The sequence below is a fragment of the Variovorax sp. YR566 genome (assembly GCF_051992195.1).
Classification (GTDB): Bacteria; Pseudomonadota; Gammaproteobacteria; order Burkholderiales; family Burkholderiaceae_C; genus Variovorax.
Genome location: NZ_CP197093.1, coordinates 278,007 through 291,910, shown reverse-complemented (window position 1 = coordinate 291,910; position 13,904 = coordinate 278,007). Strand labels below are relative to the sequence as shown.

The 13,904-nt window shown below is 61.8% G+C and carries 12 protein-coding genes; 4 read left to right on the top strand and 8 right to left on the bottom strand.

Features of this window, described 5'->3' with window-relative positions:
• Positions 1 to 107: 107 nt before the first annotated feature.
• From ACTG4X_RS35420 to ACTG4X_RS35405, 4 genes are all read right to left on the bottom strand, one after another.
• On the bottom strand, positions 108 to 485 hold the full coding sequence (locus tag ACTG4X_RS35420; protein WP_440534481.1) for an antibiotic biosynthesis monooxygenase family protein: 378 nt from the start codon (positions 483 to 485) through the stop codon (positions 108 to 110).
• A 429-nt stretch (positions 486 to 914) separates the two neighbouring features.
• A complete protein-coding gene (locus ACTG4X_RS35415; protein ID WP_440534480.1) occupies positions 915 to 1,844 on the bottom strand; it encodes a VOC family protein in 930 nt (309 codons plus the stop codon).
• Between the two features lie 122 nt (positions 1,845 to 1,966).
• Positions 1,967 to 3,577 (bottom strand): bifunctional 3-(3-hydroxy-phenyl)propionate/3-hydroxycinnamic acid hydroxylase MhpA, encoded by a 1,611-nt coding sequence (gene mhpA, locus ACTG4X_RS35410; RefSeq protein WP_440534479.1) that lies wholly within the window; start codon positions 3,575 to 3,577, stop codon positions 1,967 to 1,969.
• A gap of 248 nt (positions 3,578 to 3,825) precedes the next feature.
• Entirely contained in the window at positions 3,826 to 4,662 is an 837-nt protein-coding gene (locus tag ACTG4X_RS35405) for a fumarylacetoacetate hydrolase family protein (protein ID WP_097201076.1), read from the bottom strand.
• Positions 4,663 to 4,830: 168 nt separating this feature from the next.
• On the opposite strand from ACTG4X_RS35405, the gene ACTG4X_RS35400 reads away from it, so the two are divergent.
• The 4 genes from ACTG4X_RS35400 to ACTG4X_RS35385 all read left to right on the top strand — a co-directional run bounded on the left by ACTG4X_RS35400 (position 4,831) and on the right by ACTG4X_RS35385 (position 8,263).
• A complete protein-coding gene (locus ACTG4X_RS35400; protein ID WP_097201238.1) occupies positions 4,831 to 5,583 on the top strand; it encodes a TetR/AcrR family transcriptional regulator in 753 nt (250 codons plus the stop codon).
• Positions 5,584 to 6,178: 595 nt separating this feature from the next.
• Complete coding sequence (locus ACTG4X_RS35395; RefSeq protein ID WP_179830555.1) at positions 6,179 to 7,024, top strand: EthD domain-containing protein; 846 nt, start codon at positions 6,179 to 6,181, stop codon at positions 7,022 to 7,024.
• 38 nt (positions 7,025 to 7,062) lie between these two features.
• Positions 7,063 to 7,437, top strand: a complete 375-nt coding sequence (locus ACTG4X_RS35390) for an antibiotic biosynthesis monooxygenase family protein (protein ID WP_097201237.1) — start codon at positions 7,063 to 7,065, stop codon at positions 7,435 to 7,437.
• Positions 7,438 to 7,534: 97 nt separating this feature from the next.
• On the top strand, positions 7,535 to 8,263 hold the full coding sequence (locus ACTG4X_RS35385) for an EthD domain-containing protein (protein ID WP_440534478.1): 729 nt from the start codon (positions 7,535 to 7,537) through the stop codon (positions 8,261 to 8,263).
• A gap of 586 nt (positions 8,264 to 8,849) precedes the next feature.
• Here the strand turns inward: ACTG4X_RS35385 and ACTG4X_RS35380 are convergent.
• The 4 genes from ACTG4X_RS35380 to ACTG4X_RS35365 form a co-directional block, all read right to left on the bottom strand.
• Positions 8,850 to 9,671 carry a Bug family tripartite tricarboxylate transporter substrate binding protein gene (locus ACTG4X_RS35380; RefSeq protein ID WP_440534477.1) on the bottom strand — a complete coding sequence of 274 codons (822 nt, stop codon included), beginning with the start codon at positions 9,669 to 9,671 and terminating at the stop codon, positions 8,850 to 8,852.
• A 282-nt stretch (positions 9,672 to 9,953) separates the two neighbouring features.
• Positions 9,954 to 10,892, bottom strand: a complete 939-nt coding sequence (locus ACTG4X_RS35375; RefSeq protein WP_257015132.1) for a helix-turn-helix domain-containing protein — start codon at positions 10,890 to 10,892, stop codon at positions 9,954 to 9,956.
• A 46-nt stretch (positions 10,893 to 10,938) separates the two neighbouring features.
• A complete protein-coding gene (gene gntK, locus ACTG4X_RS35370) occupies positions 10,939 to 12,498 on the bottom strand; it encodes a gluconokinase (protein WP_097201073.1) in 1,560 nt (519 codons plus the stop codon).
• Positions 12,499 to 12,515: 17 nt separating this feature from the next.
• Positions 12,516 to 13,868: a GntP family permease gene (locus tag ACTG4X_RS35365; RefSeq protein ID WP_097201072.1), complete on the bottom strand. Its 1,353-nt coding sequence runs from the start codon at positions 13,866 to 13,868 to the stop codon at positions 12,516 to 12,518.
• Between the last annotated feature and the right edge of the window lie 36 nt (positions 13,869 to 13,904).

Here is a 13,904-nt window from a genome sequence, read left to right as displayed (position 1 = left end):
CGCAGTTCTGAGAACCATTACCCAGATCGGCTGGCTGGTCGCGGACTCCTGTCGGCCGGACATATCAGTCGCGTGCGCTCGAGCACTTGCGTAGAGCGCACGGCCGCTTAAGACGCGGCGCAGACACCCTTTACTGCCAGCTTCTGGAACACGTGCGGAGACGCGATCGCGCTGCTGGGGTAATTCGCCAGCTTTTGCTGGAACACGGGATTGGAGAAGGCCTCCCGGAAAGCCTCGAGGCTCTCCCAAACCGCGTAGTTCAAGAAGGTGCAGCTCCCGCTGATGCCACGATGCAGCTGGGCGGAAAGCAAACCGGAATGAGTGCGGAAATAGTCGGCATCGTCCTTCCATGCCGACATGAACGCATCGACTTCATCAGGATCGACATTGAAGACGTTGACCAACGTTATCGACCCGTTCGCATGGGAGAAGAGTTGATCTTTCAATGTCACCTTCTTGTCCATTTCCTTGAAATTCGCAGACATATGAATCTCCATCTAAAAGTTGCTGTTTCGTTCTCTTGCCTCATCGATCCACCCTTAGAAAAGAAGGAACCTTTTCGCCTTTAGAAGACAGGGGATCGCTGCTCTTATCGTCATCCACTTTGACAAGTTATTGTCATTTTTTCGATGGTGGTTTACCCGATGAAATCCTCCTTTTTGGATGCACCAGCACGGCCGCCCCATCCCTCGACATGCAAGGCGCTGCAGACGACCCGATCCTCACGGGACGGCAAGAGAGCGGTTGCGGGGTTTCAGCGCAACTGAAGTCCTGTTCCATCCACAGTCCATGCCGTGGGCCGCAAGGCAGCACCGGGCTCTTGCGGCGCGTCGCACAAGCCGTCTCCGAGAAGGCCACTCTTATGCGCTCAGCCGCGCCCCTCGCTCGCGGCCAGAAGGTAGAGGCTCCCTGTGTCAGACCTCGATCTCGGTATTGCGGATGAAGTCTGCAGGTACAGCGGGGCCCCAGACGTACAGCGAGTCCGCTCCCGGATGATCGGCCGCAGGCCATTGCGCTCCGGCGGGGATGTAGTCAATGTCATACGAGTACTCGGCGAAGCTGCCCCAGGGATCTTTGACATAGCGGAAATAGTTGGACCCGAGGACATGTCGCCCAACCCCCCAACCTTCGCCGTACCCGGCGTCCGACATCTGCTCCATGCCGAGACCAACTGCATCGATCGACGGAACGCACCAGCTCGTGTGATGCAGCCCGGGCCCCGACGACTTGGCCAGGGCGATCAGGTGATGGTCACTGCCATGCGGGGAATGCAGGAACGCGATCGAGGAGCCCGATCGGTCGGACAGTCGCAACCCCAGTCCACTGCAGAAGAAATCCATCGCCTGATCCACGTCGGCAGTGAACAGAAGAAGGTGCGACAGATAGAGCGGATTCACCTTCTGCACCTTGCTACGAGCAGGTGATCGGCCGACCAGCGCATGCCCCATGCCAGCGGCTGGCGTGAACTCGCGCGGAGCGGGACTAGATGGTGAACACTTTTGGGCCGGACGAACTTGCATGGGCACGCCGTCCGGCGACCTGATCCAAAAGCCGCCCGCATCCGCCTGCGGAGGCGGGACCGACTCCGAGGCCCCTACGCTCTTCACCTGGCGGCGAATCTCGGCCAGTTCCTCCTCGTAGGCCCCGAGCGTCAGCCACATCAGCTTCTTGCACGGCAAGCCCCCGTAGACGCGCCCCCACCGGTGAGGATGCCCAACGGTGTAGAGACCTAGTGCGTCGCCCTCCCGCCTCACCTGCAGTCCGAAGGCGCCATAGAAGCGTTCCGCATCCATGAGATCTGGGACGCCGATCGCGAACTCGTCGACTGAATGAATGCTGGCCATCGAGAGTCTCCTTAGGTCATCGTTGGAAGATCGACATGCCATCGACTCGTGGTCGGCGCACAGACAATGCCCATGTTGTGCTCCTGTGTGTCTTGCTACAACGCAGTTTTCGGCTCGCGAAGTCAGGCGGCGACAAGCGTGCGCGAAGCCTGCGAGCCGATGCCGTATGCCGCCATGCTGTCGGCGAACTCATCGATCAGCGGCGCAACCTCGGCGGCAGTCCGAGCCCCTCCATAGACATAGAAGTCGGGGCGGACAAGCATGGCGACGACCCCGTGCTTGCGCATCCATGGCACAAACTTGCCGTCCTCGTCACTCCACGCATCGGAAATCGTCTCGGTTGCGTCTGCAACCAGCACACTGCAGGCATCGAGTGCTTGCAGCACCTGATGCTGGCGCTCACCGATGGCTTGAAGCGCTCCTCGTTCGATGGCGATCAGGCGCCAGCCGACACCGATCGCATCGTCGAAGCGCTCACGCACCCCGTCGCGACGAACTCGCCCATGTGGCGACAGCAAGCCCGCCACGGCCCGTCCCTCGATATTGGCCCGCGAGATGAAGCCATCGCGCAAGTGCGGGAACGGTGGGGGGGGCGGAATGTTGCCGCTGAAGAAGGACGCATCGCGTTCCGCGGCCTTCGCTGGATCCGACACACAAATGACTCGGCCCAAGTAAGCGGAGATGTCGATCACGTCACTGACATGCGGGCGTCGCTCGATCTGGTAGGTGTCGAGCAGGCGCTCGTCCGCGCGCCCATCCAGCACCAGACCCAATTTCCACACCAGATTGGCAATGTCGCGAAGGCCGGCGCACATGCCCTGGCCCATGAAGGGTGGCATCAAATGGGCAGCATCCCCCGCGATCAGGGCGCGACCGCTGCGCCACTGGTTGGCCAGCAGCGATCGGAAGGTATAGACCTTGTGCCGCACGATGGTGCACTGGTCTGGCCCTACCCAGTTGGCGAGCAACTTCCAAGCAACGGCTTCGTCTTCCAACTCCTCACGGGTCTCGTGCGGCAGGCGCATGAACTCCCAACGACGGTAGTAGCGGCCATCTCGTATGCCGGCTGGGACAATGGTCGTGGGCCGCGTGGGGTTGCAGTACTGTGCCGCGGGAGGGATGTCGAGCGTCACCCCTTCGTGAGGAAGAACGTCGATGACCAGCCAGTCCGCCTCGAAACCGCGATCCTCACGCGATGCGCCGATCGTCTCGCGCACCCTACTGTTCGCGCCGTCCGCCCCCACCAGGTAGCGCGCCTTGACCGTGCGAACCTCGGAGCCGGAGGTACGCCGCACGCGCAGCATCACGGATTCCTCGTTCTGCTCGAAGCTCTCGGCCTCCCAGCCCAAGTTCACCCGGACCATGGGTTGCGCACGCACGGCTTCGTCGAACATCGTCTCGAGCGTAGGTTGGTGCACGAAATGCACTTCGGGGCCACCAGAGATCGACTCCGCCGACCAGTCGATGGCCAGCAGTTCCTTCCACTCTGCGTTGTACCAGCGGTACCACGGACCGGCATGCGAAACCGTCGGCAGTTGTTCGCGCAAGCCCAGGCTGCTGAGCAGACGGAACATCTCGTGGTCGATGCAGACTGCACGAGGCAGCGGGTAACGCTCCTCCCATCGCTCGAACACCGCAACACTGCGGCCCTGTCGCGCCAAAGCGAGGGCCAGGATTTCGCTTACCGGGCCATAGCCGACAATGGCGACGTCAACAACATCTTCAGAATGCATGGAATGAGTTCCGTGTAGAGTTTGAAAAAAACCGCATGACGGCATCCGCCGGATTGCGGTAGCAGCACGCATCCTGGAGGTACGCCGCCGTCATACACACGGCGCACACCCCGCCCGCCTTCGAGGCCGCCGGCAAGATGAACGCTGCTGGCAGATCGACACCACGCATTTACAGATCCGCGAGTACGCAATGACTCAGGCACATTTGTCGTCGTGGATGCGGCGCAGCCCTTGGGGCCAAGGACGACTCAAACGAAGTGCTGCCGCTGCGTTCCCAGCACTCCCCCGTCCAGCGTGACGATGTCGCCTCGCCCAAGAAACCGGGGCGGCTTCATACCGAGGCCGACACCTTCAGGCGTTCCCGTGATCACCACGTCGCCCGGCAGCAGCGTCATGAACTGACTCAGATACGAGACGATCTCCGCGACCGAGAAGATCATGTCGGCAGTGTTGCTGCGCTGACGAACCTGGTCATTCACCTTCAACTCAAGCGGGATGGACTGCGGGTCCGGAATCTCGTCGCTGGTCACCAGCCATGGGCCGATCGGACCGAACCCGTCGAAGCTCTTCCCCTTCCCCCACTGGCCATTGCGCTTGATCTGCCAGTCGCGCTCCGAGACGTCATTGGCCAGGCAATAACCCGCGACATGCCCCAGGGCCGAATCGCGTGTCACCCGTCGTGCCTGCGTCCCGATCACGACACCGAGCTCGATCTCCCAGTCGGTAGACTCGGATCCGTCGGGAATCGTCACGTCATCGTTCGGGCCTGCGAGCGACGTCAGTGCCTTCGTGAAGACGACCGGTTCCTTGGGTACCTCTAACCCAGACTCTGCGGCGTGCTTGCGGTAGTTCAGGCCCACTGCAACGAACTGACGCGTACCGGCAACCGGAGTACCCAGGCGCGCGCCTTTGAGCACAAGCGGCAACTGTTCGAGCTGCACGGCACGCAGTGCCCCCAACTTTTCAGGCGACATCCACTCCGGCGTGAGATCAGGAACCAACAGGGACAAGTCGCGCAGATTGCCCGCAGCATCCACTGCGCCTGGCCGCTCCAGGCCCTCGGGGCCATGTCTGAATAACTTCATTCGAATCCTCTTCGTTACGTCACAGATGATTGACAAGGTCTTGTCATAATTTGGAACTCTAACCGAATAGGACATATCGTCAATACGACAAAACGATCAAATAGACCCGGGAAAACCAGAATGGACAATTTGTCAGTTGGAAGCGGAGGTCATGTAACCTCCGGAGTGATGAGCAAGCAATCGACCGAAGACCATCGCGTTCGCGTCGGCGCACAGCGCCGGGGAAAGACGCGCCTGCGCCTGCTTCAGAGCGCTTTTGCCGTCGTCGCCAGAAAAGGCCCCGAGGCCACTGTGATCGACGACGTGATCTCCGAGGCCGGGGTAGCGCGAGGAACTTTTTACAATCACTTCGGCACGACGGGCGAACTGCTGCTCGCATTGGCCGTCCAACTCAGCGACGAAGCACTGGCGTTCATCGATCCCGCAGTACTAGAGTTGCTCGATCCCGTCGAGCGTTTCAGCACAGGCACCAGGCTGTACATGCAGACCGCTCTGCGTTATCCCACATGGGGCAGATTCATCACGAGTGTTGGCACCCGCATTGCGGCACGCGGGCAACTGATCGACCGGAACCTCACTCGGGACGTGAGCGATGCCATCGCACGCAGAAGGCTGACAGTTCCAAACGCGCAGGTCGCACGTGACATCGTTCTCGGGTCGATCTTCTACGGTATCGAGACGATGCTCACCGAATCGACGCATGACAACCATGCCGACGAGCTTGTTGCGACGTTCCTTCGGGGCATGGGCATCGATGCCCAGGAAGCCGATCAGATTGCGTACATGGCGCTGCCGGAAATCGGACCCATTGCAGGCCCCGTTTTTTCAACGCTTCCTCCACCGGTCAGGAGGGTGGCGCGCCGGACGAAGAAAACAGCGGCACCAGAGAAATCCGCGCTCAAGGCGCAGACCGCCCTCTGAACGACGAGATGGTCTCGCTTTGGAGCGCTCGCTGCGAATCGCTCAGCCTTGCTCACGGACGGACGAGACATCCATATGCATCTTTGCCACTTCGGCGCGAACAGATTAAGCGTGGTGTTCGGCGAGATGGTCAAGGACGTGATGCCGGCACTTGATGTCCTCGCTGTCCGCCGCCACAGCGCGACGTACTGCTCGCGAACACGCTTGATCTGGTCGTCGACATTCCGCATTTGATCGCGCTAGCTTCATCCTTCTACACGCTCCACACTGGTGTCGGAGGTCGCGCTGGACTGATTCGGGTTGGATTTCGCGCGACTTCGGCCGGCGACAGTCCCGTGAAACACCGAATTCGTGCACTGCGCTGACGCGTCGTATGCATCACCTACTTCCGTGACGCCAGCGGACGTCAGCGGTCTGGGCCACGCACCCAAGTGAGTTACCGACGACCTCTCAGAGGCGCGGCTGCGGCATGGTTTCACAGATCCGAAGCTAGGACGTGAAGTCGGGAAAACCACAATAAGATTTACCAGCAACTTTTGACAATGTATTGTCAAATTAGCGAATGTGTTCCACTACGCAAGCAACGAAGATCGCAATGAAAAAAGAACGACAAATCGTCAATCGATTGACGAGTGAATCGCATGGCGGTGAACCAATCCTCGCCGAAGTCAAGGGCTATGGTGAGGGCGAAAAGGCGAAACCACAGGACCCTCGCCGAGGAGTGAAGCGCGTGCGCAAAGACCTGTTACTTGTTTACTGCCATCGGGCCGCCAATCGTGCTGCGTCTTGCGACTACATCATCGGCTCCCATGCGCCGCTCGTGATGCGCACTCCCGGCTTTGAAGACGTATTTGAGCGTTACACGATGAACGCCGCGGTGGATGTGCGCGAAGGCGAATCGTCAGCCCTACTTTACGGTGCGGCACCGGACCTATTGATGGTGGTCGAGCATGTCTTCGACCAAGTCAAGCTCGCTGCCGCTGTCGAGAGTCCCGAGTACCTGGCGAAGGTGCGTCCCGATGAGGAGTACATCGGACGTGTTCTGCTTCAGCACTTGCCCGCGGCGTACGACGCGGTCGAGCAAGTCATCTTCGCCGCCGCCGCGGAGCCGGGCTCGCTGCGAGTGTTCGACTTCTTGCGGCGGCGAAGCGATCTCACGGAAGCTGCTTTCGAAGCCGCGTTAGCCGACGAGGCGGATCGGCTCGCCGCGGACCGCGACTACCGATCGGTCGTACTGAAGCGCGTTCACAACCGCATCGGCGACGTGTCATCGCTCTTCGCGCCGACGGCTCGTGATGTGGACGCCATTGTCGAGACATGGGTTACGGGCTTTGACGCGCTGGCTGCATTGCAATCGCGGCTGAGGCAGAGCGCCTATTCCTTCGTCGATTCTGGCGCCAGTTTTTCCGTGCTTGCGCGCGAGACCAAGATCATCGTCTAGCGCGCTCCACTCATTCTTTCTCAACTTTGGAGATGACCATGTCAGTGCAGTTCAAGGAAATGGACAAAACGGTGATGCTGCGTGAACAGCTGTTTTCCAACGCCGACGGTTCTGTGGTGTTGATCAACGTGTTCAGTGTCGACCCCGGTGAAGTCGATGCGCTGTTGGAGGCTTGGACGGACGATGCCAATTTCTTCCGTTCCTATCCCGGCTTGATGTCCACACAGTTGCACCGCGGTATCGCCGGCAGCTGCACCTTCTTGAACTATGCCGTATGGGAGAGCCTCGAGGCGTTCCGTGAAGCGTTCACGAATCCGGTGTTCCAAGAAAAGCTGGCGAAATACCCCAGCAGCTCGACCGCGTCTCCGCACCTGTTCCAGAAGCTGGCCGTGAAGGGTCTTTGCACCTCCTGAACGGAGGTTTTCGCACGGCCCACCTGGAGGGCTGGGAATCACATATGAAGCAGACGAAATGCTAAAGGCCTTTTACTTTCTCTGGCGACGATCGTCGATGTCTCGCCAGCAGTTCGTGGAGTACTACGAGAACTTCCACTGCGCGCTGATCGACAGCCACATTCCGCCGCAGATGGATTTCAGGCGCCACTTTCCGATCTGGCAAGGTCGTGAGGGCGAGCTACAGGAACGAGGGCCAGCGGGTCCGTTCGATGCGATGACGGCGATCACGTACTTTGATCGCGATTCGTTCGCTCGTGCACAGCACGTGTACCACTCGGCGCCGTTCAACGCGATCGTGACAGAGGATGAGACGCAGTTCCTCCAACGTGAGTACATCCGACTGGTCGTCGTCGACGAGCGAACCGGACACGACGGAACCTGGCGTGCCGCACCGCATGGCGGGGGTGCCAAGGTATTGCGTTTCGTGTGGCGTCCGGCCGGAATGACGGCGGTCGAGTTCCGGCAAAGCGACTCGCGGGACGTCAGCACGATCCGTCAGAGGTTGAAGGGTTGCCTGGAGTTACGGCGCAACTTCCTCCTAGCTGACGATGCGATCGGCTACTGCACTCCTGCGCTGACTGAGGCCAGCCGTGAAAGTCATGTCGATCGATGCGATCTGATCGAGGAATTCTGGTTCGCGAAGGTCGAAGACGCCGCAGCGGCGTTGCAGGCGTTCGACAGCGGGGGTGCCGACGATGTGTTTCCACCGTCCGGCTCGACCGTACTTGCCGTGGAATGCGAACAGTACGTTTCTTCGCCGCGGACCGAAGCCTCCCCGGCGTGAAAAGGCGCCTTCCGCGGCGATCGCAGGCAGCAAGATTGGCACCAGAAATCCCAAGACCAATTGTTCGAAGGAGACATGATGAAGAGAGATTCGATAGAGGCGCGTCGGAACCGTTCTCCGCCCCATTGATCTGCTGCAGTTCGAGCAGACCAATTCGAGCTGCGCCTTGCATCCGACTTGCGACGGATCCTCATTCGAGGCATGCGATGTAACCGCCGACCGACGGGGCAAGGTAAGGCCGCTCTGAAAAGGATGCTCTGGAGCGCGCAACGCGCATCACCAGTGTGTTGATTGCTGCCGAAAATTTACCCAGCCGGGGGGGCGGACGTGCAAGCCGAGCGAGCCACGGATGAGGGGGATCCAGCCATTCGAGGACTATGCGCGTTCGCGTGCGCGCGCCGTCGCTTGGCCCGAGTTCTCCGGCACGTGGTTGCTGCGCGAAATCCACCAGCTGGGCTAGCCGTCGGCGCTAACCTTGGTTGGTTGGCAGGTTGACCGTGCTCCGCGGCCGCTAGGATGCAAGCGCCGACGCGCGCTGGAGTGGTTTGGATTGGATTGGATTGGATTGGATTGGAGGGTGTAGTCTCTAGTCTGCCGTGATGTTGTTGGCTTTCACCACCGCGCCCCACATCTTGTACTGAGCTCGGGTCATCTCAGCGAGTTGTCCCGGAGAACCGCCGCCTGGTTCGTCGCCGCGATCAGCAATGCTCTTGACGACGGTTGGGTCCCTAAGGGCCGCATTCATTGCGCTGCTGGCCTTCTTCACGACATCCGGGCTCAGGCCAGGTGGCCCATAAAGGCCGATGAAGGAGATGATGGTGAAGTCCTTGACGCCGCTTTCTGTGGCCGTGGGTACGTTCGGTAGCATCGGGGACCGCTTTTCACCCGTGACCAGCAGTGGGCGCAACTGACCCGACTTGACAAATGGGGCGACGACGGAGGTCGCATCGAACATGGCGTCAAGACGGCCAGCCATCAGGTCGACCATGGCGGGGCTGCTGCCCTTGTAGGGCACATGGTTCATCGCCGGGCTGCCCAAGCGTTCGCGCAGCAACTCCATCGTGACATGTATCAGCGAGCCCGGCCCACCGGTGCCGTAGTCAATGCCTTTGCCCGCTTTGGCCCTGGCTTGCACTTCCTCTGCGAACTGCGCATAGGTCTTGATGGGGGAGGTGGCGGGCACCACGAGCACCAACGGTGACTGCAGCATGACGCCGATGGGCGTCATCTTCTGCGGATCGACGATGCCCAGCTTGGTGTAGACATGCGGCATGATCGTCATCGAACCGTTGCCAACCAGCAGCTTGTGGCCGTCCGGTGGCGCTTTCATCAGTTCGACCGAGGCGATATTGCCGTTGACACCGGCCTTGTTGTCGATGACCACAGGCTGGCCAAGCGCGCCTTGCATGCCGTTCGTCAGTATGCGTCCGGCAAAATCGGTTTGCCCGCCGGGTGGGTAGCCGACAAGCAAAGTAACCGATTTGGTTGGCCAAGTCGCTTGCGCATTTGCTACGGACCCCACAAGTGAGCTCAGGCCAAGGGCTGCAGTGCCCAAGAAAAGGGTCAAGCGGCGTGCCGTGGGATTCGCGGGATGGGTTGTTCGCATCATCAAGTCTTTCGATTGGCTCCATGTGGAAAACTGCCCTTTGGACCGCGAGCCAACGATCCTCAGGCTCACTTCTCATTACTTTCAGCGCCCCGTGGATGACGGCCGTGTACGGAATTCACCCGGCGTCATGCCCTTGATTCGCCGGAAGTGCCGGTTGAAGTTTGAGATGTTGTTGAAGCCCACCTCGTAGCAGATGCTGCTCACCTGCTGGCGTGTCGACACCAGCAAGCGGCAGGCCGTCGAAACCCGCAAGCCGATCACGAAGTCGGTGAAGGTCTGGCCGGTGGCGCGACGGAAGCTGCGCGAGAAGGCGTGCTCGCGCATCCCGACGATCGCGCTGAGTTCGGCAAGCGAGAGCTCCTGCTCGTAGTTGTCGCGGATGTGGTCGAGCGCCTTGTGAATGAGCAGCGCTCGCCTCCCTTCATCGTCCTGTCCATCGGTAGGGACGGCGCCGGCGAGCAGACGATAGTTGGTCCATTGCGCAAGCTCGCTTAGCAGCGCGGTGAATTCGGAGAACTGCGCGAGACCGTGCAGCGTTTCGATACGGTGCAGTCGTGCGAGCGTGCCCGTGCCCAGCCCGACGAACTGTACGCCCACGCGCGCGCGGGTCAGCAGTGGCCCCACATCGCCGAGTTCTGGAAAGAGCAGCATGCCGCGGCGCAGCGGCTCGTCGCTGAAGCGCAGCACTCTGCCGCTCGAGTGGCTGCCGGCCGGTGCTCGGTGCTCGAACGCAAGGCTGCGTGGCAGTCGTGGGCCGAGCAGCACGACGGTCCCGGGCGCGAAGTTGTGGGTTTCCTCATTTGGGCCGCTGCTGATGCGCAGGCGCGCAGGCATGGCGCCGATCAGATGCAGTTCGTGTTCGAGCAAGGAACGTTGATCGTGCCGGCGATCCGAGAGCGTGTCGGCCGCCTCGCAGTGAACCGTGGCGCAGGTCTCTAGCGTTTCGAGGCTAGGCGATGCGAAAGACTCGGGTGGTGCGGCTTTCGCACGCGGGCGGAAGGTGGAGGCCAGCGGCATCATGTTCAGCAAAATCAGATATCCAAGGGCGGCGACAGATTCAACGGCGTCAGCCTTGGCGAGCCGGGGGCGACATGACCGTCTGCTGCTGGAACGCGGCGAGTAGTCGATACTCTTCGCCGAGCTTGCGTGGCAGCGAGAGGTACACCGGCAGCAGTTGCCGGTAGAGCGCAGCATTCTTGGCATTGGGCGTGTGTCGGTGTGTGGCGCCGACCATGCCCGCGACCACGTCGAGCGAATCGACATGGCCTAACGCATAGAGCCCGAGCACGGCGGCGCCGAGGCAGGAGCTCTCGAAGCTCTCGGGCACCACCACCTCACGATCGAACACATCGGCCATCATCTGGCGCCACATGCCCGAGCGCGCGAAGCCACCGGTGGCTTTGATGTACGCGCTGCGGCCCGCGATCGACTCTACCGCCGGCAGGATGCTGTAGAGGTTGAAGATGACCCCTTCGAGCACCGCGCGGATCATGTGCTCCTTGCGGTGGTGGATGCCCAGCCCGAAAAAGGATCCACGCAAATCGGCGTTCCAGTAGGGCGCGCGTTCGCCGGTGAGGAATGGGTGAAACACCAGCCCTTCGGAGCCCGCCGAGACGCGTTCGGCGATGCGCGTGAGAACCTCGTAGGTGTCGATGCCCAGTCGCTTGGCGGTCTCGGCCTCGGCCGAGGCGAACTCGTCGCGCACCCAGCGCAGGATGATGCCGCCGTTGTTCACCGGCCCGCCCACCACCCAGCGCCGATCGGCGAGCGCGTAGCAGAAGGTGCGACCCTCAGGGTCTGTCATCGGGTGATCGACCACGGTGCGCATCGCGCCGCTGGTGCCGATCGTCACGGCTACCTCGCCGGGTGCCACCGCGTTCACTCCAAGGTTAGAGAGAACGCCGTCGTTGGCGCCGATGACGAAGGGGGTGTCGCGAGCCAGACCCAACTGCGCCGCGATGTCGACCGTAAGGCCCTCGATGTGCCAGGTGGTCGGCACTGGGCGCGAGAGCTGATCGGCACGCACGCCGGCGAGTGCGAGCGCGCCTTCGTCCCAGTCGAGTCGCTCGATGCTGAAGAGGCCCGTGGCCGACGCGATCGAATGGTCGACTTGCCACTGGCCGAAGAGGCGGAAGAAAACGTATTCCTTGATGCCGACGAAACGCTCGGCGCGCGCGAAGAGTTCGGCGCGCTCGTGTCGCAGCCACACCAGCTTGGCCAGCGGCGACATTGGATGGATCGGTGTCCCGGTGCGGCGGTAGATCACATCGCCGTCCCATTCGTCGCGGATGCGCTCAGCCCAGACCGAAGCGCGGTGGTCGGCCCAGGTGATGCTGTGCGTGAGCGGCTTGCCCGCGGCGTCGACCAGAATCAGGCTGTGCATTGCCGCGCTGAACGACACGGCGAGCACGTCGGCAGGACTCGCCTTGCTTTCCTTCACGCAGCCGGCAATGGTGGTGAGCACCGCTTGGAAGATCAGTTCTGGATCCTGCTCGGCGGCGCCGGCTTCGGGCTGCAGCAGGGGGTACTCAACCGTGTCGTGCGCTAGCACGCGCCCGGCCGGTGTGAAGGCCACCGCCTTGGTGCTGGTGGTTCCGATATCAACGCCGACAACGATGCGACTCATGGCGTGTGTCTCCGTGCTTAGACGATCACGCTCAGCAGCATGATGAACACGATGGCCACAACCGATATCAGCGTTTCCATCACTGTCCAAGTTTTGAAGGTCTCGGCGACCGTCATGTTGAAGTATTGCTTTACTAGCCAGAAGCCCGCATCGTTGACGTGGGAGAGGATCAGCGAGCCCGCGCCGGTGGCCAGCACCAGCAGTTCGCGGTTCACACCCGGCACCATGGTCGCGAGCGGCGCGACGATGCCCGCGCCGGTGATGGTGGCGACGGTGGCCGAGCCGGTGGCGATGCGGATCAGCCCCGCCACCAGCCATGCGAGCAGGATCGGCGAGACCTGCGCGTGCAGCGCCATCTGCCCGATCGCGTTGCCCACGCCGCTGGCCACCAGCATCTGCTTGAAGCCGCCGCCCGCGCCGATGATCAGCACGATGGCCGCGGTGGGCGCAAGGCTGTCGTCGACGAACTTCATGATCTGCTTCGAGGTGAAGCCGCGCGCGGTGCCAAAGGTGTAGAGCGACAGCAGCAGCGCCGCCAGCAGCGCGGTGATCGGGTGGCCGATGAAGTCCAGCCACTGGCGCACGATGTTCTTCTCGTCCAGCGCCACGTCGGCGAAGGTCTTCAGCAGCATCAGCCCCACCGGCAGCAGCACGGTGATGAGCGTGATGCCGAAGCCGGGCAGTTCGCGCGCCTCGGGCTCGTGCGCCAGCTGCTCCATCAGCTCGGGCGAGGCTTCGCCCGGCACGTACTTCGAGATGAACTTGCCGAAAATCGGGCCCGCGATCATCGCGGTGGGCAGGCCGACGATCAGGCCGTAGAAGATGGTCTTGCCGATGTCGGCGTTGAAGACGCCGATGGCCAGCAGCGGCCCCGGATGCGGCGGCACTAGGCCGTGCACCACCGACAGGCCCGCCAGCAGCGGGATGCCGATGCGGATGAGCGACACGCCGGTGCGCCGCGCCACGATGAACACCAGCGGGATCAGCAGCACGAAGCCGATCTCGAAGAACAGCGGGATGCCGACCAGGAAGGCCGCGAACATCATCGCCCAGTGCACGCGCTCGCGGCCGAAGGCGTCGATCAGCGTGCGCGCGATGCGGTCGGCGCCGCCGGACTCCGCCATCATCTTGCCCAGCATGGTGCCCAGGCCGAGCACGATGCCCACGAAGCCCAGCACGCCGCCGAAGCCGTCCTGGAAGGACTTCATCACCTTGTCCACCGGCATGCCGGAGGTCAGGCCCAGGAAGCCCGCGGCCAACGTCAGCGCGATGAAGGGGTGCACGCGCCAGCGCGTGATCAGAAGGATCAGCCCGAGGATCGCCACCAGGGCGTCGACGAGCAGGAAGATCTCTTGGCTCATTCCGAACATGGGTTGTCTCCTGAATCCAGGCGCTGCGACGGCGGC

Coding starts and splice junctions, on each gene's coding strand:
- ACTG4X_RS35415 (WP_440534480.1), bottom strand. CDS start 1,844: ATGGCCAGCATTCATTCAGTCGACGAGTTCGCGATCGGCGTCCCAGAT.
- ACTG4X_RS35380 (WP_440534477.1), bottom strand. CDS start 9,671: ATGCAAGGCGCGCTTGGCCAGCCTGTGGTCATCGACAACAAGGCCGGT.
- mhpA (WP_440534479.1), bottom strand. CDS start 3,577: ATGCATTCTGAAGATGTTGTTGACGTCGCCATTGTCGGCTATGGCCCG.
- ACTG4X_RS35385 (WP_440534478.1), top strand. CDS start 7,535: ATGTCTCGCCAGCAGTTCGTGGAGTACTACGAGAACTTCCACTGCGCG.
- ACTG4X_RS35395 (WP_179830555.1), top strand. CDS start 6,179: ATGAAAAAAGAACGACAAATCGTCAATCGATTGACGAGTGAATCGCAT.
- ACTG4X_RS35375 (WP_257015132.1), bottom strand. CDS start 10,892: ATGATGCCGCTGGCCTCCACCTTCCGCCCGCGTGCGAAAGCCGCACCA.
- ACTG4X_RS35405 (WP_097201076.1), bottom strand. CDS start 4,662: ATGAAGTTATTCAGACATGGCCCCGAGGGCCTGGAGCGGCCAGGCGCA.
- ACTG4X_RS35390 (WP_097201237.1), top strand. CDS start 7,063: ATGTCAGTGCAGTTCAAGGAAATGGACAAAACGGTGATGCTGCGTGAA.
- gntK (WP_097201073.1), bottom strand. CDS start 12,498: ATGAGTCGCATCGTTGTCGGCGTTGATATCGGAACCACCAGCACCAAG.
- ACTG4X_RS35420 (WP_440534481.1), bottom strand. CDS start 485: ATGTCTGCGAATTTCAAGGAAATGGACAAGAAGGTGACATTGAAAGAT.
- ACTG4X_RS35400 (WP_097201238.1), top strand. CDS start 4,831: ATGAGCAAGCAATCGACCGAAGACCATCGCGTTCGCGTCGGCGCACAG.
- ACTG4X_RS35365 (WP_097201072.1), bottom strand. CDS start 13,868: ATGTTCGGAATGAGCCAAGAGATCTTCCTGCTCGTCGACGCCCTGGTG.